The sequence below is a fragment of the Hymenobacter segetis genome (assembly GCF_038448715.1).
GTDB lineage: Bacteria > Bacteroidota > Bacteroidia > Cytophagales > Hymenobacteraceae > Hymenobacter > Hymenobacter segetis.
Window position 1 is genome coordinate 1 of sequence record NZ_JBCEVZ010000027.1, and the last position, 22,296, is coordinate 22,296.

A 22,296-nucleotide genomic window follows, 5' to 3' on the forward strand; every position below is an offset into this window, starting at 1 on the left:
GGCGGGGGCCAAGGCATCGGCATTATTGGCGCGCACCGAGTTGGCGCGGCCGGGCGTGCCGCCGCTGGGGTTGGTGCTGGCGGTCCAGTTTCCGGCCCCGCCGCAGTAGTTATTCGCGTCAATCATTTCCAGGCTCCAGCCGCCGTCCTTCTTCGTGGCATCGCGGTACCAGGCATCGGAATACGTCACTTCAAACAGCGTGCGGCCGTCCGCGCCGCGCAAAATGAGCTGGTCGCCGCCGTTGCTGAGAGAGGGGAAATTGGTGGGGCCGTACACCTTGCCGTAGGTTGCAAAATCGGTGGTGTGGGTGCTGCCGCACACAATGGCGTACTGGCCGGGGGCCAGGCGGGCAGTATCAGCAAAAACGGCTACCGTGGCAGTACCGCCCTTGCCCAAACGCACGCCGCGCAAACTGATGGTTTTGGTAGCGTTGCGATTGTAAATCTCCAGATACTCAAACATTGGCAGGCCCACCTGCGGGGTTTCATCGGCAAATATTTCGCTGATAATCAAGTCGCCTACCACGGGCGTGGAGGGAGGAGCCACGGTGGCCGTTTGCAGGCTGCCGCTCACGTTGCCCACGCAGTCGGAAGCCGTTTGCACGGTGACATTAATGATGGCCGAGGTCGAAACCGCCGTGCCCAGTGTGAGGTCGACCTGTCGGAAATCGGGCCCGATGGGCGTGACGCGGGTGATGGTATTGGCCGGGGCGAGGGTGTAGCGGGCCACGTTGCTCACCGAGGCGCTGTCCAGCTTTTCGGAGAAGGTGAGGCGCAGCGTGGTGGTCGCGGGCAGCTCGGCGCGGAGCAGGGCGGGGGCCAGGGCGTCGGCATTGGTGGCGCGTACCGAGTTGGTGCGGCCGGGCGTGCCGCCAATGGGGTCGGTGCTGGCAATCCAGTTGCCGGCCCCGGCGCAAAAGTTGTTGGTATCAATCATTTCCAGGCTCCAGCCGCCGTCCTTTTTTAGCGGGTCGCGGTACCAGGTGTCGGAGTAGCTCACCTCAAACAGCGTGCGGCCGTCGCGCCCGCGCAGAATGAGTTGGTCGCCGGCATTGGTGAGCGAGGGGAAGTTGGTTGGGCCGTACACCTTCACGCCGGGCGTGGCAAACTGGCTGATGCGCGTGCTGCCGCAGACGATGGCATACTGGCCGGGCAGCAGCTTGGCTGTATCGGCAAAGGCGGCGAAGGTGGTGCTGCCGGTTTTGCCCAGGCGCACGCCGCGGAGGCTCAGGGTTTTGGTGAGGCTGCGGTTGTAAATCTCCACGTATTCGGAGAGCGGCAGGCCCACTTGTGGGGTTTCATCGGCAAAAATCTCGCTGATAATAAGCTCGCCAAAAGCCGGTGTAGCGGGCAGGGCCGTGAAGGTGGCCGTGAGCGGTCCGGCGGCCACGTTGCCGTAAATGTCGGCCACGTTGCGAACTTCCAGCACGCTCTGGGCCGGAAAATCGGCGGCAAAAGTCAGGCGCACCAGGGCCGGGTTGGTGGCCGAGGGCTGTGCCGAAACCGGCCCCGCGCCGCTTTGCAGGCGGTAGTTGGCGGGCAGGCCGGCGCTGGCGGCGGCCACGGCTTCGTTGAAAACCACGTCGACCTGCCGGGCATCGGCGGGCACGGCGCGGGTCAGGAGCGGGGCCGTGGCATCGGTCACCACAAAGTCGTCGAAGTAGAAATTGCGGTTGTTGGTGGACGAATAATTCAGGAACACGCCCATGGCCACGCTGCGCTGGTAGGTGGCATCGAAGGGCTGGGCGGCCTCAGGCACGAAGGTGCGCCCGCCGGTAAGGTCGCGCTCTAGGGTCCATTGGTTGGCCGTAGTGCGGGTCACGCGCACGCGCACCAGATTGTTGGTGGTAGACAGGCTACCAGTCGCGCCGTCGATGAGCGGGACGGCGGTGCGGGTGGAGTCTTTGCGAAAAAGGCTGACTTTGCCGCCGGTGCCGCCTAGGCGCACAAAGTAGCCGGAGTTGCTGGTGAGCTTCAGGTCGGTCTGCGAGGCGATGAGCCACACGTCGGCGTAGTTGCCCGAAGTGGTAACCACCTTCAGGTTGGCCCAGAATTCCCAGACCGTGCCGATGTTAGCCTGGCAGGGCGTGCTGAGGGCAATCTGGGTGGTGGTGACGGCCGGGCCGTTACTTTGCAGCACCTGGGTATTCACCTGGAAGCTGGCCGCGTCGCCGGTCCAGGCGGGGTTGGCGGTGAAGTTGCCGTCGGTGAAATTATCGGCCAGCTGGGCGTGCGCGAAGCCAGGCAGGAACAGAAGCAGGAAGTAAAGGTGTTTCAGCAAGGGACGCAGAAGAAGGTGAAGCCGGCAAAATGCGGACGCGGCGTCTAAAGTAATCCATTTCTGGCGACATTTGCGGGCGCGTGCCCGTTAGTGCGCCTGTTTATTTTTCTGCTTTTTCCATGAAAATTGCTGTTGTGGGTGCCACCGGCCTGGTGGGCACCGAGCTATTGAAAGTATTGGCCGAGCGTCAGTTTCCCCTCACCGAGCTGCTGCCCGTGGCTTCGGCCAAATCGGTGGGCCAGTTTATCGAGTTCCAAGGCAAAAAGTACCCCGTGGTGAGCATGGACGATGCCATCGCGGCCCGGCCCGACATTGCCATTTTCTCGGCTGGCGGCTCCGTGAGCAAGGAGCACGCGCCGCGCTTCGCCGCCGTGGGCACCACCGTTATCGACAACTCCTCGGCCTGGCGCATGGACCCCACCAAGAAGCTGGTGGTGCCCGAGCTGAACGCCGACACCCTCACGCCGGAAGATAAAATCATTGCCAATCCCAACTGCTCGACCATTCAGATGGTGGTGGCATTGAATGATTTGCACAAGAAATACCGCGTGCGCCGCATCGTGGTGAGCACCTACCAGAGCGTGACCGGCACCGGCAAAAAAGCCGTGGACCAGCTCCTCGAAGAGCGTGCCGGCCAAACGGCCAGCAACCCCGCCTACCCGCACCCCATCGACCTGAACGTGCTGCCCCACATCGACGTGTTCGAGCCCAACGGCTACACCAAGGAGGAGCTGAAAATGGTGAACGAAACGAAGAAAATCATGGGCGACGACAGCATCCGCGTGACGGCCACCTGCGTGCGGATTCCGGTGATGGGCGGGCATTCGGAGTCCATCAACGTGGAGTTTGCCGAGGAATTTGACCTGGCCGAAGTGCGCGAAATCCTCGCCCACACGCCCGGCGTGGAGCTGGTAGATGACCCCTCAACCAACACCTACCCCATGCCCAAAGACAGCCACGGCAAAGATGCCGTGCTGGTAGGCCGCCTGCGTCGCGACGAAACCCAACCCAAAACCCTGAATATGTGGGTGGTGGCCGACAACCTGCGCAAAGGTGCCGCCACCAACGCCGTGCAGATTGCCGAGTACCTGCTGAGCCAGCAGGTGCCAGCGAAATAGCTGAAAAAATGCTGTGGAGGCGCATATTTGCGTCTCGTCATTGAACGGCCAACGCTAAAGGCGCGGGCGGAATCGTTCAACGCCGAGACGCAACTATGCGCCTCTATAGCTTTCAGCCTATGCCAGCTCTGAAGGGCCGTTTTTTATTGCTGTGGCTGGTGCTGCTGGCCGGCCCGGCCCGGGCGCAATTGGTGCTACGAGGCCGGGTGCTGGATGCCGAAACCCACCAGCCCATCCCCAACGCCCAGGTGGGCGTGGCCGATAACCGCATTGGCACCAGTACGAATGACGACGGCCGCTTTGCTTTGAGCATCCCGCCGGCCTATGCCCGGGAACGGCTGACGGTGGCCCTGCTGGGTTACCGCAGCTACAGCCGGCCGCTGCCGCCGCTGCCGGGGCCGGAGCTGCTTATCGAACTAAAAATCAGCCCGGCGGCGCTGGGCGAGGTGCAGGTAACAGGCTCGGTGCTGGGCATTGTGCGCGAGGCGGTGGCGCGCATTCCGCGCAACTACCCCACGCGGCCCACCCAGCTCACGGGCTTCTATCGGGAGTCGGACAACGACCTGGCCGGGCAGCCGCGCTATTTGGCCGAGGGGCTGCTGCTGGCGTTTAAGGAGCCGTATCAGCGGCGCACGGCGGAGGGGGAGGTGCAGATAAAGCAGTCGCGCAAGGTTGATTTGCGGCCGGACCGGCAGCCCATTCGCATCGACTGGGCGGGCGGGCCGTTCATCGTGCACATGGGCGATTTTGTGCACCGGCGCTCGCAGTTCATCGACCCCGCTCATTTCAAGGACTACGACTACCGCCTCGCGCCGGGCACTACCTTCCAGGACCGCCCGGTGTACGTCATCACCTTCGCGCCGAAGGCCGGCAACCGCCGCGCCGACTTCGAAGGCCGCATGTACATCGACCAAGACAGCTACGCCTTCCTCGGGGCCGAGTGGCACTACACGCCCGCCGGCCTCAACAACTCGCCGCATGCCGCCGACTCGCGCAGCCTGCGCGTGGCTTATCAATTCTACGCCGGCCGCTGGCATCTGAAAACCGTGTGGTGGCAAACCAAGCTGAAGCTGCCCATCGGCCCGCCACTCAACTATTTTGGCGAATTCCTGACCACGGCCATCGACACCGCTCAAACGCCCCGGCCCGGTTACATAGAGCGGGCCCAGTACAATGATGTGTTCCTGCGCAACGCCGTGGCCTACGACTCGGCGTTCTGGCAGGGCCATACCACGCTGCTGCCGCCCACGGCCCTGCAAAAAAGCCTGTTCGACCAGCAGCGCCAGCAGCAGACGGATTCCTTGTTCAAGCCCGCCGAGGCCGGGACGGCCCCGCAGCAGAAGCAGTTGAGTGGCTTCGACCGCTTTCTGAAACGCTTTAGCTACGGCTCGCACGCCGGGGCCTGGCCGCTGGCCGTGCCCGCAGCCGGCCTGATGGTGGCGTATGCGCCGGCCGGCTACGGCCTGCAGATGCAGCGCACGGCGCAGGTGAGTGCGCAGGATTTGACCATCATCACGCAGTTTGAGTACCAGTATGCCCTGACGCCGGCGTTGGCATTAAGCCTGGGCACGCAGCGCCTGTATCGGCAGTTCAAGGGCGACGGCTGGGAAGCGGGCCTGAGTTACGAGCACAACTTCAACCCGCGCCACCGGCCGCTCTACGGCCGCGCCGGCCTGGGCTATATCCGCCAAACTGTGGGCCTCCCTCTGGGCTCTTTCGATAATCCCGACGCTGGTTTGCGCGTGAATGGTACCCACCTGGGGGCCGATGAGCTAAGCGCCCGCGTGCAAACCGTGAGCGACGCTCTGCGCCCTTCCCTGGGCCTGGGGCTGGAACTGAGCCATAAGTTCGAGCTGGTGGCCGATGCCAGCTATCTGGTGCCATTGCGCAGCAAAACGCAGCTGCAGCTGGATGAGGAGAGCGGCTTCTTCCTTTTCCGCAGCTCCGCCACCGTCGATTTGCCGGCCGCCGACGTAGACCTGCGCGTGAACGACCAGCCCACCACGCGCCTGCCGTGGCAGCAGCAGTACTGGTTGCTGAGCATCGGGCTGCGCTACCGCGTCCGCTGAGACTTATGCCGCAACCCAAACTCCCCGCCGCTTTCTTCCAGCGCCCCAATGTGCTGGCCATTGCCTGCGACCTGCTGGGCAAGCACCTCTACACCCACATCGATGGCGTGATAACTGCCGGCCGTATCGTCGAAACCGAGGCCTACCGACATGAGGGCGACAACTCGCTCACGATGCACCTGCAGCGCAAGCGGCACCAGGCCCAGGGCCTGCACGTGCCCGGCGGCCACGCCTACATCTATACCGTGTACAACCGCCACGCTCTATTCAACATTGCCACGCACGATGCGCAGCACCCCGATGCAGTGCTCATTCGGGCCATCGAACCAACCATTGGCGTGGAAGAGATGCTGCGCCGGCGCGGGCTGGCCCGGCCCGTGCGCGCCCTCACCGCCGGCCCGGGCGTGCTGAGTCAGGCGCTGGGCATCACGCCCGCCCTCACCGGCCAGCCGGTTACCGGTGACATCATCTGGATTGAAGACCACGGCGAAAGGGTGGCCGATGCCGACGTAATGGCCAGTGCGCGGGTGGGTTTGGCGTACGCCGGCGAAGAGGCCTCCGGGTTGCCGTGGCGGTTTCGGCTGAAAGACAGCAAGTGGACCAGTCCGGCGAAGTAACGGGCTACGGTGCCGGGTACGGATTAGCCTTTTTGATTTCGAGCCAGCGCTCGGGTCGGTCCAGCGGCTCGTAGCCGAAGCGCTGGTAGAGGGTATGGGCATCGAAGGTGGCGAGCAGGTGGCGGCGCAGGTTTTGCAGGTCGGGGTGGGCCAGCATCTGCTTCACCAGCCACTTGGAGAGGCCGTGGCCCCGGAATTCGGGCAGCACAAACACGTCGCAGAGCCAAGCAAACGTGGCCCGGTCCGTCACCACGCGGGCGAAGCCGGCCTGGCGGCCATCGGGCGCATAGAGGCCGAAATTGAGGGAGTTGGCCACGGCGCGCTCCACGGTGGCGCGCGGAATGTGCTTCGCCCAGTACGATTCTTCGCTCAGCCAGCGGTGAATGGCGGTGAGGTCGAGCCGGGCCGGGTCGGTGCTGAGGGTGTAGCCAGCGGGGTGGGCGGCGGTGAAAAAGTCAGCCATGTCGGAAATAGCGTAAGGTTGCTGCAAGCTACAAAAATGGCTTTTGAGAGCGCAAGCCTCATCCGGCAGCGGCAGAGTTTCGTTATCTTTTGATAAACAGCGGTTTTTCATTCCATCACCTACTGCCTATTGCCATGAAATCTCTACGTAATGCGTTGCTGGCCGTGTGCGCCACGGGGCTGCCGCTCGTCGCCTGTGCCCAGGCACCGGCCCTCACCACGTTTTCGGTGGGCACCACCACAGTCACGGTCTCGGCCCTGGCCTCCAACCTGAACACCATCTGGGAGCTGGTGTGGGGCCCCGATAATTTTATCTGGATGACCGAGCGCGGCGGCCGCATCAGCCGTGTGAACCCGTCCACCGGGCAGGTGCTGCCGCTGCTCACCATCGCCGACGTGACCGAAACCGGCGAGAGCGGCCTGCTGGGCATGGTGCTGCATCCGCAATTTGCCACCTCGCCCTATGTATTCGTGGTGTATAACTACACCGACGCGGGCGGGCTCAAAGAAAAGCTGGTGCGCTACACGTATTCGGCTACGGCGGGCACGCTCACGGCCCCGCTGGTGCTGCTGGGCAGCATCGACGCCGCCACCACGCACAGCGGCTCCCGCCTGCTTATCCTCGCCGACGGCACGCTCCTGATGAGCACCGGCGATGCTCAGCAACAGTCGCAGGCCCAAAGCACGGCTTCGCTTAATGGTAAAATCCTGCGCCTGAACTTGGACGGTACTACGCCGGCCAATAATCCCATTGCCGGCAGCCGCCTCTACACCTTCGGCCACCGCAACCCGCAGGGCTTGGTGCAGCTGCCCAATGGCCGCATCTACAGTTCGGAGCATGGCCCGAATAACGACGACGAAATAAACAAGATAGAAGCGGGCCGTAACTACGGCTGGCCCAACGTGGAGGGCCTCTGCGACCAGCTCGGCGAAGCCAACTTCTGCACCGCCAACAACGTTCGCGAGCCCCTCACCGTCTGGACGCCCACCATTGCCCCGGCCGGCCTCACGTACTACGACCACCCGGCCATTCCCGGCTGGCGGGGCAGCCTGCTGCTGGCCGTGCTCAAAGACCACAAGCTCACCCAGCTCACCCTGGATGCCGCCGGCCTCACCATCCCTACCCGCACCGATTTCTTCACTGGCTTTGGTCGGCTGCGGGCCATCTGCGTGTCGCCGGCTGGCAAGGTGTACATCGGCACCAGCAACCGCGACGGCCGGGGCAACCCTGCCGCCACCGACGACCGGATTCTGACCCTCGAAAACCGGGCCTACGTGCCCACGGCCACGCGCCCGGCCACTGGCTTATCCTTTGATATCTTTCCCAACCCCGCCCATCGGCAGGCTACTGTGCAGTTGCCCACGCCAGGCGGCCGGCTCACGGTGAGCGACTTGTTGGGCCGCCCCGTGTATTCGGTGCAGCCCACGGGCACCACGGCCATGCTGGACCTTGCTGCTCTGCGCCCCGGCACCTACTTGGTGCAGGCCGATGGCGCGGCCGGCCGCAGCACCCGCAAGCTGGTGGTGGAATAAGTAACCCATCAGCTATTCAACAGGTTTGGCCTGCAGTCAACCACAATAAAAAAGGGTGCCGCGATTATCGCGGCACCCTTTTTCGATGCATCTGGTGAGAAGTGAATGCCTAGCGCACTACTTCAACCCAGCCTTTGGTCTGCACCCCGTTGCGGTCGGTGAGCAGGTAGTAGTACACACCAGCGGGCTGGTTGTCGCCGCCCCAGTTGTTCTGGTAGTTGGCCTGCTCATACACCTTGCGGCCCCAGCGGTTGTAAATCTCCATTTTGCTGGCCGTACCAGCCGTCGATACCTTGAACACGTCGTTCTGGTTGTCACCATTTGGCGTAATCACGTTGGGTATCTGGTAGTCGGGCACTACCACGGTTTGCAGTTTAGTCGAAGTCGTACAGTTGGTGTTGCCGGAAGAAACGGTAACCGCCAGTTTGATGGTGTAGGTACCCGCGATTTCGAGTTTCAAAGGGCCCGGAGCAGCGGTGTTGGCGAACGTAACCGGAGCATCGTTGATAGCGAGGCCGGTGGGGTCGCTCGTGCGCTGGTAGGTCCAAACGTAGGCGATGGCAGCGCCCGTGGTGTTACCCGTGGTCACCGTCTGGTTGGTCAGCTTGAAGTATACGGGCGGGCGGCTGACGGAATTACCAGCTTGGTCTTGCGGTGCCGAAGCCGTGAAGTTGGCAACAACACTCGGCAGCACGCGCACCAGCACCGAAGTGGTATCGGAGCAGCCGCTGCGGGGGTCGCCCGTAATCGTTACCCGGTACCGGGTGGTTACGGTGGGGTTCACGGTGGGGTTGGCTTTGGTTTCGTCGGCAGTGGCCAAGCCGTTGGCCGGAGCGAAGCGGTAGGTAAAAGTGCTGGTACCACCGTTGTTGACAGCCGAAGCCAGCAAGCTGGCCGTGCTGCCGGGGCATATCAGCGCGGGCGTAGCCACCAAGCGGGCCGTTGGCAAGGGCACTACTTCAATTCGAACGGTCTGCGTTCCATCGCAGCCAAAAGCAGTAGCTCCCGTGGCAACCACCGTGTACGTATTAAATCCCAGAGTCGTGGGCTGTACCGTGAGCGTAGCCCCGGTAGTGTTGGCCGCAACGCCCGGACCCGACCAGCGGTAGGTATAGGTATCGGGCAAGGTGCTACCCACGCCCGAGGGGCGGGTGGCCAAAGCCTGCAAGGTCACAACCGTGTTGGAATTGGCGCATATCTGCGTGGCCGATGCGGTGATGGCGACCGTAGGCTCGGGCACAACGCGCACGAGTACCGACATGGTATCGCCGCAAACGCTCTGGCCGTTGTTGTCAATGGGGAAGGTGTTGGGGAAGGCCGAGCTGCCCAGCGGGTTGGCTTGCAGGGTGTAGCGCGTAGTCACCGTGGGGTTAACCGTGATGTTGAACGGACCCGTCAGGCGGGTGCTGTTCACGGCGGGCAGGCCGTTGTTGTTGGGGGCCGTCCAGCGCAGCTCGTAGCTCTGAGCTACCGTTCTTACCACGCCGCTCACCAGCTGGCGCACCGAGTCAACGCGCGTAACCAGGCCGCTCAGGTTCACCGAACCACCGGGGCAGATGGAAACCGGCGTCACGTTGCCCAGGCCCTGGCTTGTAATCTGCGACTGCACCCGCACGCGGCGGCCGTCGGTTACTGTGATTTCAACGATGCGCTCCTGCACGCCTTTGATGGGGCAGGCATCATCTTCTACCCGGAAGGGCAAGCGCAGCGTCGTGCCAATAAAGGCGGGGTTCGGCTGGAAGTTGAACACGATAACCGGGCTGAAGCTGCCGTTCTGCGTGAGGGTAGCAGTGCCAATCTCGCCGTTTTGCAGCAGGTTGTTGAGGGCCGTGATGCCGCCCGCGCCGGTATAGCTCACGGTGAGGAACTGGCCGGCACCGTTGGGCGAACCGGGGGTAGCCGCGTTGTCGGGGTCGGTAAATACTACCCGGGCAGTAGAGTAGTTGCACGAAGCCACCGAAATCCGGGTCACCTGCGGCGTGTTTACTACGGCACCACCGATTTGGGTGGGGTCGAGCGAAGCCGTAGGCGTAGCGGGCGACGAGTTGCCCAGGCCATCTACTACCGTTACCAGGAAGTCGCGGCGAACCGAGCCCACCAGCACCCGCTGGCGCGTGCCCGGTATCAGGCGGTATTCCGAAATCTTACATACCACCACGTACTTGTTGTCGCCCTGAACAGGAGCCGTGCTATACAAGATGCGGGGCGTGAACTGCATCAGGCCGGTTTGCGCATTGAATGTGAGGCGTGGTGTGAGGGTACGGGCACCGGGGCAAGGGCCGGTTACGTCATAAACCACATCAATCGGAACCTGAGGCGTGTATATCTGGCCAGGGCCGTTGCTGGTGGGGCAGGTGAACGTACAGCCGGGCACCGGCGTGGGCGGTACGCAAGTTCCGGGGCGGGTTTTGTAAGCGTTGGGCGTGCCGCAGCTTGCCAGCGGCGAATCGAGGGTATAAACAACGGAGTCACCGTCGGGCTCGGAACCGGCAAACAGTATCGAGGCGGGCTGGTTCACGGATACGTACGGTACCGGCTTGTCCTGGTCAGAGAACTGGGCCGACGTGTTGTGCAGGAACATTGGCGTGGTGCTGCCAGCAGGCGTCACCAGCGAGTTCAGGCGGGCCTCGAAGCGGAACGAGCCCTGGCCGGTGAGGTTGGCGGTATTGGGGCGGGCCGAGTCATCGTAGCTCAGCACCCACTCAGCTGCGGGCAGCAGGTCAATGGTCCCCACGTAGTTGCGAAACTCGTAGAGGGGGCGAGTAGAGGTCGACGAGCACGTCACCCCAGCCTGTACGCGGGGGCAGTAGGGCTGGCCCACCTGCGCAACCCCTACCGGAGCCAGGGAGGCCGTTTGAGCAACCGTGTTGCAACCACCCCGACGGGCTTCGAGGGTAATGGCAGTCGTCGGCAGGTCGATGCCGGTACAGTCCCGGTAAAAGCTAACGGTTACTTCGTAGCGGTCGGTATTTCCGCCAGCACCCGGCCCGAGGTACCGGTAGCTTATCTGGCCCCCCTGAATGTGGGAGGCAAAGGCTGGCACGAAGCCGCCCAGCAGGAGCAAAACAATCGCTAACCACCGGATTGGCAGTGAATGTAGTGTTTGTTTCATATTTAAATGAATGAACTAAGGTGAAAAAATTAAGAGGGGGGTGAGGGAAAATGAAATGCTAAGAAACGCAATAAGCGCTACAATGCCTATTGCCAACTGTTTTTTTGGTAGAAGCCCGGGTTAGTTAGCGAAGGCCATATATAGAAGCAGGTGCGTTAGCTACTGCCTTTATCCACAAGCCCAAGTGTAATAATGCACAGCAAAAAAGATGCCAAGCCAATGTTTTTCAGAGCAAAACAGGAACTTTTTTGACTCTTCTTGCATCAAAATTTCACCCCTCTCCCTGATATTGCAATCCGGAGGAAGAGCAGGACTTTGCAGGCTGGCAACAGCCCAAACCCGGGCGGCAACTGCCCGACCCCGACGGGAACACGGCCTCTTGCGGGCTTTTTAGCGCCTTAGTGCTAATACCTATACTGCCGTAAAACCACTGATAAACAGGCTTTCAAAAGAAAGATGCAATATAATTCATCTCTGCGTTGTAGATTTAGAGCCTCTTCTATGCTGCTTAGTCACCCACTTTTTCAATACCCCCTCTTTTTCTTTCACTTTTTTAACCACCCCCTATGAAGTTACCAATACGTAACAGTTGGTTCCGTCTAGCGAGCCTGCTGCTCCTTTTCCACCTGCCAGCCTGGGCCCAAGTAGACACCTACACCATGGTGCCCTCCTCCGGCACTTTCACGCCACTGGCCTCCACTTCCACCAACGTGGCGGCAGTGCAGGCAGATGTGGCTGTATCGGGCAGCATTGCCCTGCCTTTTACGTTTGTTTTTGATGGCACATCCTACCAAAGTGTAGTCGCCTCTTCAAACGGCTTTTTGTCGTTCAACACGGGCGCTACGGGTTCAGATTCTAATGACCTGGCCCACACGTCAACTGCCAACGCCACCAACCACCCGGTAATTGGGGTGTATTGGGATGACCTGGACGGGCGCGAGACTACCGCGCGCGCAAGCTATCTGGTTACGGGCACGGCTCCGAACCGGGTGTTTACGTTTGAGTGGCTGAACTGGAAGCGCTACAACGGCACCGGTGCCAGCCTGTCGATGCAAGTGAAGCTGTATGAAACCACCAACGTGGTGCAGCTCGTTTACCGGCCGGAAGCGGCGGCTCTGGGCGCGGTCACGGCATCCATCGGCCTGGGTGGTGCTCTTTCGACGGGCACTGGCCCAGCTTCTTCGTTCCTGTCGCTGCAGGATGCATCGGCTACTCCCGCTACCAGCACTACTACGGAGAACAAGAACATCGCCACTTTCCCGGCCAGCGGCCAAGTATACACTTTCACGCCGCCCGTAGTAACCGCCTGCCCCACCCCGCGCAACCTGGCGGTACTGGCACAGTCGTCCACTAGCGCCACAGTTACGTGGAGTGTGCCCAGCGGCACGGGTCCGTACACCATCATCTATGGCCCCACGGGCTTCAACCCGGCTACCGGCGGCCAGCGCATCACTGCCACCACTGCCCTGACTAACATCACCGGCCTGACCCCCAGCACTGCTTACCAGTTTTACGTGGTGCAAAACTGCGGCGGCACGCTCGGCAACAGCGGAAACTCGGCCCCCGGCTCTTTCACCACGAACTGCAGCGCCCCGCTCTACGCGTCCCTCCCCGTTACGGAAAACTTTGAGAATACTTGGATTAACCGTTGCGACACCCGCGATGTGCCCAGCAATAACTGGAGCAATGACCCACTTACGGGCAATAACTCCTGGCGCCGCGACGACGACGGTGCTGCCGCCGCCTGGACCAGCATCACCTCGGGCGCTTACACCCCGACCGGCAGCCTGGGCACGCACTCTGCCCGTTTCCATAGCTATTCTGCTACCAGCGGCTCGACTGGTGCTTTCGACCTGTATGTTAACCTAAGCCAGACCGGAGCCAAGCGTCTGAGCTTTGATTTTATTAATACCAGCGGTGCCGACTCGCTGGTGGTGCAGCTTTCCACCAATGGCGGCACCTCTTTCACCCGTGTAGGGGGATTCAAGCTCAGCAGTGCAACCGGTTTCTCCGGTCAGGCGCTGAATATTAACAGCACTTCGGCTACGTCGGTAATCCGTTTCTTGGGCAAGAGCGACTACGGCACCACGGACATTGGCCTCGACAACATCGTGCTGGAATCGGCTACCGGTTGCCTCCGGCCTGCTAGCCTCGCCGCTACCGCCGTTACCGCTACCGCCGCCACTATTACGTGGCTGACCAGCGGCACGAGCCCCTACACCATCATCTACGGCCCCACGGGCTTCAACCCGGCTACCGGAGGCCAGAGCGTCACTGCTACCACCTCACCGGCTACCATCACCGGCCTGACTCCCAGCACTGCTTACGATTTCTACGTGGTGCAAAACTGCGGCGGCACGCTGGGCAACAGCCCAATCTCGGCCCCCGGCTCTTTCACCACAAGCTGCAGCGCCCCGCTCTACGCGGCCCTGCCCATTGTGGAAAGCTTTGAGAACACCTGGATTAGCCGTTGCGATACCCGCGACGTGCCCAACAACAACTGGAGCAATACTCCGCTCACGGGCAACGGCTCCTGGCGCCGCGAAGACGACGGGGCCATCGCTGCCTGGACCAGCCCCACTTACGGAGCCTACACGCCGGCCGGCAGCCTGGGGGCGCATTCAGCCCGCTTCCACAGCTCTTATGCTACTAGCGGAACGCTTGGCTCTTTAGACCTGTATGCGAACCTAAGCCAGGCCGGAGCCAAACGCCTGACCTTTGATTTCATCAATACCAGCGGTTCCGACTCGCTGGTGGTGCAGCTTTCCACCAATGGCGGCCTCTCTTTCAGCCGCGTAGGCGGGGTCAAGCTCAGCAGCACGACTGCTTTTACCAATCAGGTGTTCACCATCAACAGCACGTCTGCTACGTCGGTCGTCCGTTTCCTGGGCAAGAGTGACTACGGTAGCACGGACATTGGCCTAGACAACATCGTCCTGGAATCGGCTACCGGCTGTATCCGGCCGACCGGCCTCGCCGCCACTGCCAGCACGACCACCACTGCCACCCTCACGTGGCTGACCGGCGGCACGGGCACCTACACGTTGGAGTACGGCCCCGCCGGCTTCGTGCGTGGCACGGGCACCGTTGTTCCGAACCTGACGGCTCCGCCGTACACGGCTACAGGCCTGAACTCGGGCACGTCCTACGATTTTTATGTGACGCTGAACTGCGGCGGTGGTACCAATTCCACCCCAGGTGGTCCGGGCACTTTCGCAACGGCCATCACCAACGACAACCCTTGCGGCGCCACGGTGCTGCCGGTGACGTCTTCCTGCTCCCCGCTCTCGACTACCACTGTTGGCGCTACTGCCACCACGGGTACCGGTATCACCACCAGCGCTTGCGCCGGCTCCAACACCGCTCCGCGCGATGTGTGGTACTCGTTCACCACTGCCGCCGTCGGCCCGACCAGCACGGCAGTACGCCTCTCGGTAACGGGCGTGGCCGCCAGCCAGGTACAGGTGTTTTCGGCTACAAGCTGCACGGGTACGTTTGCATCCCTGGGCTGCTCGGGCACGTCGGCAACGGCATCGGCTCCTGACCTTGATTTGGCGGGCCTGACCCCCAGCACTACTTACTACGCACGGGTATTCGGCTACAGCTCAACCGTTGCGCTGGGCAGCTTTACCATTTGCGCGTCGGCAGTGCCCAACTGCAACGAGCCCGTGGCGCTGGGTGCAGACAGCATCGCCAGCACGACGGCCCGCCTCACGTGGGCTGGTGGCAACACGCCCGGCAACACTTACACGGTGCGCTTCGGCCTCGGTCCCAACTTGTCGCCCACCGGCGGCACGGTGGTTGCCAACCTGACTACGCAGAGCTACAAGCCCACGGGCCTGGCACCGAACACGAACTACTGCTTCTATGTGACGCGGGTCTGCAACAGCTTCAACGGCACCAGCATCCAGTCCGGCCCCTTCTGCTTCACCACGGCTCTGACTCCGCCGGCCAACGACAACCCCTGCGGTAGCGTAACGCTGACGGCCGGTACGCCTTCGGTGACGGGTACTACGGTGGGTGCCACCACCAGCACCCAGACTGGCCTGAACAGTGTGCCCTCGTGCGCACCTACCCAGCAGCCCAACGATGTATGGTACAAATTCACCCCGGCCGCAGGTAGCACCTCGGTTTCGGTTACCCTGCAAGGTGCAGCCGCTGGCGCGGTACGCGTGTTTACGTCGCCAAACTGTGCAACCGGCCCCTTCACGCAGGTGTTCTGCCGGAGCGCGGGTGGTTCTACCGGCTTTTCGGGACCTGTCTCGGTAACGGGCCTCACCGCTGGTACCACGTACTACATGGCCGTTTCCAACTATGCTACCGGCAACGCCACGGGTTCGTTCACGATGTCGGTGAGCACGCTGGGTACCGTTACTGCCACCAGCGCTCAGTCCAACACCGACGCGCTGCAGGTGTACCCCAACCCGAGCAACACCGGCCAGCTCACGCTGCGCCTGAGTGGCCTGAGCGCAGCCGGCCAGGCTACGCTGCTGAACGCCCTGGGCCAGGTAGTGGCTACCAAAGCCCTGAGCGGCACCGCCGAGCAAACCATGAGCACCCGCGGTCTGGCCACGGGCCTCTACACGCTCCGCGTGATGGTAGGCGGCCAGGTACTGACCCGCAAAGTGGTGCTGGAATAACCCTCCGCACTAACCGCAACGAAAAGGGCCGGCAATTTGCCGGCCCTTTTTTTGTGCCCGAACCCCAGGGATAGGCCGAAGTGTGAAGGTGTTATTAAGGTGCCGTGTTCAGGAAGTATTCAGTTCTTTCTTTGGCCCTTTCTATCACCGCTAGGCGGCTTTATCGTTCAGGGTGGCTCAGTGCTACAAGCCTTTCACCGCTGTGCGGCTGCTCCGCAACTTGGGTTAATTAAGCGGGCTGCCCGAGGTGGTGCCGCTCGTTCTTCACGGCGTTCTGCACGGTCCAGGTTACCTCGTGGCGCAGGGCAAACTGGCGCACCGGGCACTCCGGCATCAGGCACAGCGAGCAGGCGGCAAAGGTGCAGGGGTCGGCGTGTACGAACATTTCGACTTCCACGGCAAAGCGCGCCCGGATGAGCTCCTCAATATCGTGCAGCTCGGTGTGTACCTGGTCGAGGGTGAAGTAGTAGGGCATCTGCATGTGGCAGTCGATGTGGAGGTTGGACCCGTAGCGCTGTACGCGCAGGTTGTGCACGTCAATCCAGGGCGCGCGGCGCTGGGCCTGAAGCTCGGCAATGACCTCGGCCACCACGGCGGTATCGGTTTCGTCCATCAGGCCCGATACGGCCCGGCGCAGCATCCGCCCGCCATTCACCAGTATGAAGCCGCCTAGCAGCAGTGCCGCGCCCGAGTCGAACCGCACGATGCCGGTGGCCGCCACCAGCACCAGCGCCCCCGACGACACGATGGACGTGAGTGCATCAATGTAAAGGTGTTGCCCGTCGCCCACCAGCGCCACCGATTTCAGGCGCTTGCCGTTGCGCACCAGCAGCAGGCCCACACCTAGGTTCACCACGGCAGTGCTGGCCAGAAGCAGCACGCCCCAGTCGGGCCGGGCCACGGGGTGGGGGTGCCAGAAGTGCCCGCTGGCGCTGTAGAGAATGAATGCGCCGGCCATGAAAATCAGCCCCCCTTCAAACCCGAGCGACAGGTTCTCGATTTTGCCGTGGCCGTAGGGGTGGTTTTCGTCCTTGGGCAGGCTGGACAGGTAGAGGCTGTAGAGCGCAAAGCCGCTGGTAGCCACGTTGATGATGCTTTCCAGGGCATCGGTGAGCACTGCCTGGGAGCGGGTGAGGTGGTAGGCGTAGAACTTGATGGCCACGAGCCCGATGCTGACCACGAGGGACAGCAGGCCGAGGCGGTACTTGGTTTGGGAGGGCGTCATGCGGCGGGATTTTTCGGTGCAAAGGTCGGGCACCGGCCGCAAGCAGGGCGGCGTATTACGAGCGGGGCTTTGCCGGCTGGCATCGCTGCTAATGCCTGATTATACCTAAATGGTTCGGCCGCCGATACCTGCGCCAGTGCCGGGCTTTTCTGGCGCGGCGAATAATTGCCTGGCGGACACAACTTTTTTCGCGCAATCATGTATTTAAGTCGGTCGAAAATAATTTTTAGGTTAACCTAAAAATGTGTAAATTTGAAGTGAATCAGTCCTCCAACGTGCCTCCATCCATTATTACTGAACCCAAGCAACCGGCCGTCGAAACCGGCTGGCGCCACGCCCGGCGGGGCAACTCGCTGAGCGAGGTTTTCGCCACCATCAAGGTGCCACCGGCTGATGCCCCATTCTGGCGCAAGCTGATGGCCTTCTGGGGGCCGGGCCTGCTGGTGGCCGTGGGATACATGGACCCCGGCAACTGGGCCACCGACCTGGCTGGCGGGGCCCGCTACGGCTATACGCTGCTGTCGGTGGTGCTGATTTCCAACCTGTTCGCCATGCTGCTCCAGCACCTGGCGGCTAAGCTGGGCATCGTGACCGGGCGCGACCTGGCCCAGGCCTGCCGCGACCACTACTCGCGCCCCATCAGCCTGATGCTGTGGGTGCTGTGCGAAATTGCCATCGCGGCCTGCGACTTGGCCGAAGTCATCGGCTCGGCCATTGCGCTCAAGCTGCTGTTTGGCCTGCCGCTGGCCTGGGGCGTGGTCTTCACCACGCTGGATGTGCTGGTGGTGCTATACTTTCAGAACAAGGGCTTTCGCATCATCGAAAACATCGTGGCCGGCCTTATCGTGCTGATTTTCGGCTGTTTTCTCTATGAAATCATCGCCTCGCACCCCGACTGGCTGGCGCTGAGCAAGGGGTTGGTCCCACGCCTCGAAGTGGTGACTAACCCGCAAATGCTGTACGTGGCCATCGGCATTCTGGGGGCTACGGTGATGCCGCACAACCTCTACCTGCACTCCAGCATCGTGCAAACGCGGGCCTTTCCGCAGGACGAGCCGGGCAAACGCTCGGCCATCAAGTTCGCCACCATCGACTCGACGCTGGCGCTGTTTCTGGCGTTTTTTGTGAATGCGGCCATTCTGGTGACGGCGGCGGCGGCCTTCCACGGCAAGGGTCATGAGGACGTGGCCGATATTGCCGATGCCCACAAATTGCTCACGCCGGTGCTGGGTGCGGGTGCGGCCAGTGCGCTGTTTGCAATTGCCCTGCTCGCCTCGGGCCAGAATTCGACGCTGACCGGCACGCTGGCCGGCCAGATTGTGATGGAAGGCTTCCTCGATTTGAAGCTGAAGCCCTGGGTGCGCCGACTCATTACGCGCCTCATTGCCGTGATACCGGCCTTGATAGTGGCCATCCTCTACGGCGAGAAGGGGACAGGGCAGCTGCTGGTGCTCAGCCAGGTAATTCTCTCATTGCAGCTCAGTTTCGCGGTGGTGCCGCTGGTGCTTTTCACTAGCAGCAAGGCCAAAATGGGCGTGTTTGTGAATCGGCCGTGGGTAAAAATCGTGGCTTGGGTAGTGTCGGGTATCATCATCAGCCTCAACGTGTTTTTGCTCTGGCAAACCTTCTTCGGCTAATAATTTCTTCTGGTCCCGCTGGCCGCAGTTTGCGCGTGAAGGCGTGAGCTGCGAGCCAACGGGTGAGGCGAGATTGTAACTCGCCGCTCTGGACTTTTTTCCATTTCCCAATCAACTCTGGGTTTCAAGGTTAGCACCCGCACATTTTGCGGCGCAGAATCCCCATGTCCTTTTATATCCAATAAAATAGCTGTGAAAATACTGTTGATACTATTTATTTTGGTGCCGCAACTGGCTTTCGCTCAGTTGCCTACTATTGGCGGGGTAGTGCGCGGTGCCGCCCGCCAGCCGGTGCCGTTTGCCAGCGTGGCGGTGTTGGGCACCACGCTGGGGGCCGTGGCCGACGCGGCGGGCCACTACGAGCTAGCCGGCGTGCCGGCCGGGGCAGTGCGCCTGCGGGCCAGCGCCGTGGGCTTCGCGCCCATAGAGCAGCGCGCCGAGGTAACCGCCGGCCAATCCCAAACGGTTGATTTCCTGCTGCAAGCCACCGCCGCTGACCTAGGCGAAGTGGTGGTGACGGGCGTGAGCCGGGCCACCGAAATCCGGCGCAGCCCCGTACCCATTGCCACCCTCAGCCGCCGCGAAATCAACCTCAATGCCAACACCAACGTCATCGACGCGGCCGTGCGGGGCATTCCGGGCCTGAGCGCCGTTACCACCGGCCCCAACGTGTCGAAACCCTTCATTCGGGGGCTGGGCTACAACCGCGTGCTGACCCTCTACAACGGCCTGCGGCAGGAAGGCCAGCAGTGGGGCGATGAGCACGGCGTGGAGGTGGATGGCTACGACATCGAGCGCGTGGAAGTGGTGAAAGGCCCCGCCAGCCTGCTCTATGGCTCCGATGCCGTGGCCGGCGTGGTGAATCTACTGCCCGCCTTGCCCAGCGGCCCCGAAGGCCGGCTGCGTGGCGAAGTCCTCAATGAGTACCAGTCGGCCAACGGCTTAGTGGGAAATTCGCTGGGGCTGAATTACCAGAAAAATGGGTTCCAGACCAGCTTCCGGGCCAGCCACCGCTTGGCGCGCGACTACCGGAACAGTGTGGATGGTCGCGTGTACAACACCGGTTTTCGAGAGCTGACCCTGACGGGGATGGCCGGCGTGAGCAAGCACTGGGGCAGCTCGCACTGGTACCTCACGCTGTACGACAATCAACAGGAAATCCCGGATGGCAGCCGCGACTCGCTAAGCCGCCGTTTCACCCGTCAGGTGGCCGAGAGCGGGCTGGATGACATCAAAAAACGGCCGCTGGTGAGTGATGATGAGCTGAGCTCCTATGCCATCAGCCCGCTGCATCAGCGCATTCAGCACTACCGGGTATTCACCAAAACGCAGCTGCACCTGGGGGGCGGCGAGCTGCACCTGCTGCTGGGCGCGCAGCAGAACACGCGGGAGGAATTCAACCACCCCACCGCGCCCGGCCAGCCCGGCCTGGCCCTGCGCCTCACCACCTACACCTACGATGTGCGCTACCACCTGCCCGACTGGCAGGGCCTGCAAATCAGCCTCGGCAGCAACGGCATGGGCCAGCTCAACCGCCACCAGAACGCCACCGATTTCCCCATTCCCGACTACAACCTGCTGGACGCGGGCGGCTTTCTGCTTCTAAAAAAGCCCCTGGGCAAGCTGGAGCTGAGCGGCGGCCTGCGCTACGATACCCGCCTCGTGACTTGGAATGATTTCTACCTGGCCCCCAACCCGGCCACTGGGTTTGCGGGCGCGGCCGGCCCCGGCGCGGTGGGAGCGGAACTGCCGTTTCCGGCGTTTCGGCAGCGCTATCAGGGCGTGTCGGCCAGTGCGGGGGCGAGCTGTGTGGCCACGGAGCAGCTCACGCTACGCGCCAACCTGGCCCGCGGCTACCGCGCCCCCAACATCCCCGAAATTGGCTCCAACGGCCTCGACCCCGGCGCGCACATCGTGTATCTTGGCAACCGCAGCTTCCGGCCCGAGTTCAGCTGGCAGCAGGACGTGGGCGTGCTCTGGCACCAAGCCACGCTCGATGCCTCAGTGGAGGTGTTCCACAACTACGTGCAGAACTTCATTTACCAGGGCCGCTTGCTGAACGAGGCCGGGCAGCCGGTCGTCATCGTGCCCGGCAACACCACCTACCAGTTCCAGCAATCCGCCGCCCGTCTCTACGGCCTGGAAGCCAGCCTGAACTGGCGGCCCGCCGCCCTGCCGTGGCTGGCGCTCAACAACAGCGTAGCCTTCGTGAACGGCCAGAACGCCGACGCCAACCTGCTCGAACGCCAAGGCGAAGCCGCCCGCTACCTGCCGCTCATCCCGCCACTGCGGGCCCGCTCCGAGGTGCGCGCCACGCTGCCCACTGGCAAAGGCCGCCTCACGGGCACCTATTTCCGGGCCACGGTGGAGGGCAGCGCCAGCCAAAATCACTTCTACGCCCTCGACAACACCGAAACCGCCACCGCCGGCTATGCCCTGCTGGGCCTGGGGGCGGGCACTACTTTGGCGAGCCCGGGCGGCCGGCCGGTGGTGCAGCTCATCGTGCAGGTTGATAACGTGTTCGACACCGCTTACCAAGCCCACCTCAACCGTTTGAAATACTTCGAATACTACGCCGCCGCGCCCAATGGCCGCTTGGGTATCTACAACCCCGGCCGGAATGTGGCGGTGAAAGTGGTGGTGCCGTTCTAAACTAACCTGCCGGAAGTCGACTGTTCAGCTGGAAACTGCGTATGCGGGGCTCTCTTTCTCTTCGCGCTATGCTTCGTTTCGGTACGCTTTGCTTGTTTTTAACGGTGTTGATGCACCCGGCCGTCGCACAGCAGGGCGTTAAAAATGACACGATTAAAGTTGATAAACATCAATTTAACCTGTTCAATCCTACGCCGCGCAAATACATGCGCCCCATGGTGCCCGACCGCCCCGGCATCACCGAAAGCCCGTATTCGGTCGATGCGGGCCATTTTCAGTACGAAACTGATGCCCTGCGCCTGCTCACGCGCCGCGAGGGCACGGCCTACGGGCACGACTGGTACATCAACCACGCCCTAGCCAAAATCGGCCTCACCGACCGGACGGATTTACAAGTAGGCCTCGATTCCTACACCGATACCCGCAACTACGATGATGCCGACCCCGGCCAGACGGCCGTTTTTCGCGGCCTCGGCGACCTGAATCTGCGCCTGAAGCACACGCTGGTGGGCGACGACAATAGCCGTTGGGCCCTGGGTCTGATTGGCTACGTGACCCTGCCCACCGGCGGCCCGCGCGGCGATGGAGCCGTGGAATACGGAGCCGTGCTGCCCGTGGTGTACCAACTCAACAAGCCCTGGAGCATTGGCGGGCAGGTGGCCACGCAGGTGTACTGGGACCGCGAAACCCACTCGCATTACCTGCAGCTCACGCCCACGTTCACCACTGATTATCAGTTCACCAAGCTCATTCAGGTATTTGCGGAGTTGGTGGGCTACCGCGACGTGCGCCAGTCCTCATGGCTGAGCTCCATCAACACCGGGGCGCAGCTCGACGTGAGCGACAACGTGCAGCTCGATTTTGGCACCCACCTGCCCATCACCAATTCCGTGGACCGCGAATATTTCATCGGCATGAGCTTCCGGCGCTAAGGCGCGCGCCCTGCTAACC

General features: G+C 62.3%; 12 protein-coding genes. 8 read left to right on the forward strand and 4 right to left on the reverse strand.

The features are described 5' to 3' along the window. On the reverse strand, window positions 1–2,280 hold a 2,280-nt coding region (locus AAFH49_RS12210), incomplete at its 3' end, for a lamin tail domain-containing protein (protein ID WP_342298453.1). 119 nt (window positions 2,281–2,399) lie between these two features. Here AAFH49_RS12210 and AAFH49_RS12215 point away from each other — a divergent pair. The 3 genes from AAFH49_RS12215 to AAFH49_RS12225 all read left to right on the forward strand — a co-directional run bounded on the left by AAFH49_RS12215 (window position 2,400) and on the right by AAFH49_RS12225 (window position 6,084). After that, entirely contained in the window at window positions 2,400–3,398 is a 999-nt protein-coding gene (locus tag AAFH49_RS12215) for an aspartate-semialdehyde dehydrogenase (RefSeq protein ID WP_342298455.1), read from the forward strand. A 119-nt stretch (window positions 3,399–3,517) separates the two neighbouring features. Beyond that, window positions 3,518–5,467 carry a carboxypeptidase-like regulatory domain-containing protein gene (locus tag AAFH49_RS12220; protein WP_342298458.1) on the forward strand — a complete coding sequence of 650 codons (1,950 nt, stop codon included), beginning with the start codon at window positions 3,518–3,520 and terminating at the stop codon, window positions 5,465–5,467. 5 nt (window positions 5,468–5,472) lie between these two features. Next, window positions 5,473–6,084, forward strand: a complete 612-nt coding sequence (locus AAFH49_RS12225; protein WP_342298459.1) for a DNA-3-methyladenine glycosylase — start codon at window positions 5,473–5,475, stop codon at window positions 6,082–6,084. Window positions 6,085–6,088: 4 nt separating this feature from the next. On the opposite strand, the gene AAFH49_RS12230 is transcribed toward AAFH49_RS12225, so the two are convergent. Next, the gene (locus tag AAFH49_RS12230; RefSeq protein ID WP_342298461.1) at window positions 6,089–6,547 is read right to left on the reverse strand and encodes a GNAT family N-acetyltransferase; all 459 of its coding nucleotides are present in this window, start codon (window positions 6,545–6,547) and stop codon (window positions 6,089–6,091) included. A 134-nt stretch (window positions 6,548–6,681) separates the two neighbouring features. Between AAFH49_RS12230 and AAFH49_RS12235 the strand changes: the two genes are divergently transcribed. Beyond that, entirely contained in the window at window positions 6,682–8,079 is a 1,398-nt protein-coding gene (locus AAFH49_RS12235) for a PQQ-dependent sugar dehydrogenase (RefSeq protein ID WP_342298462.1), read from the forward strand. A gap of 109 nt (window positions 8,080–8,188) precedes the next feature. On the opposite strand, the gene AAFH49_RS12240 is transcribed toward AAFH49_RS12235, so the two are convergent. Further along, entirely contained in the window at window positions 8,189–11,191 is a 3,003-nt protein-coding gene (locus AAFH49_RS12240) for a T9SS type B sorting domain-containing protein (protein WP_342298463.1), read from the reverse strand. A 566-nt stretch (window positions 11,192–11,757) separates the two neighbouring features. On the opposite strand from AAFH49_RS12240, the gene AAFH49_RS12245 reads away from it, so the two are divergent. Next, window positions 11,758–15,831, forward strand: a complete 4,074-nt coding sequence (locus tag AAFH49_RS12245; protein WP_342298464.1) for a fibronectin type III domain-containing protein — start codon at window positions 11,758–11,760, stop codon at window positions 15,829–15,831. Between the two features lie 229 nt (window positions 15,832–16,060). On the opposite strand, the gene AAFH49_RS12250 is transcribed toward AAFH49_RS12245, so the two are convergent. Next, window positions 16,061–17,056 carry a cation diffusion facilitator family transporter gene (locus AAFH49_RS12250; protein ID WP_342298465.1) on the reverse strand — a complete coding sequence of 332 codons (996 nt, stop codon included), beginning with the start codon at window positions 17,054–17,056 and terminating at the stop codon, window positions 16,061–16,063. A gap of 275 nt (window positions 17,057–17,331) precedes the next feature. On the opposite strand from AAFH49_RS12250, the gene AAFH49_RS12255 reads away from it, so the two are divergent. From AAFH49_RS12255 to AAFH49_RS12265, 3 genes are all read left to right on the forward strand, one after another. Beyond that, window positions 17,332–18,693 carry an Nramp family divalent metal transporter gene (locus AAFH49_RS12255; RefSeq protein WP_425293329.1) on the forward strand — a complete coding sequence of 454 codons (1,362 nt, stop codon included), beginning with the start codon at window positions 17,332–17,334 and terminating at the stop codon, window positions 18,691–18,693. 222 nt (window positions 18,694–18,915) lie between these two features. Then, entirely contained in the window at window positions 18,916–21,345 is a 2,430-nt protein-coding gene (locus AAFH49_RS12260; protein ID WP_342298466.1) for a TonB-dependent receptor, read from the forward strand. A 68-nt stretch (window positions 21,346–21,413) separates the two neighbouring features. After that, window positions 21,414–22,277: a transporter gene (locus tag AAFH49_RS12265; RefSeq protein WP_342298468.1), complete on the forward strand. Its 864-nt coding sequence runs from the start codon at window positions 21,414–21,416 to the stop codon at window positions 22,275–22,277. Window positions 22,278–22,296: the final 19 nt, after the last annotated feature.